The sequence below is a fragment of the Polynucleobacter sp. 31A-FELB genome, assembly GCF_018882405.1.
Classification (GTDB): Bacteria; Pseudomonadota; Gammaproteobacteria; order Burkholderiales; family Burkholderiaceae; genus Polynucleobacter.
In genome coordinates this window covers 1-254 of the sequence record NZ_JACVOO010000046.1, presented here as the reverse complement: position 1 = coordinate 254, position 254 = coordinate 1, and the positions used below count along the sequence as shown (strand labels likewise).

Sequence of the window (254 nt, the reverse complement as noted above, 5' to 3'; positions counted from 1 at the left end):
AACGGCTAAGCTTAAAAGACTGGAGGCGGAGCTGCGGCGGGTTACCGAAGAGCGCGACATCCTAAAAAAGGCCGCCGCGTACTTTGCCAAGGAGTCCGGTTAAAGTACGCCTTCATCAAAAAGTACCTGCGTATTACAGTGAATGTTGCCACTCATTCCAATTCAAAGCTGGCAGTCATTCCATTGGAAAGTAGTCCAGTAATTCCGGTGGGACTCGCCACAATAAACGATGCATTTATTGCAAAAGATGGTTA

1 pseudogene is annotated in these 254 nt (G+C 47.6%); it reads left to right on the top strand.

The window, feature by feature from the left end:
• Nucleotides 1–126, top strand: a pseudogene (locus ICN30_RS11555) (IS3 family transposase); the annotation flags it as partial.
• Between the last annotated feature and the right edge of the window lie 128 nt (nucleotides 127–254).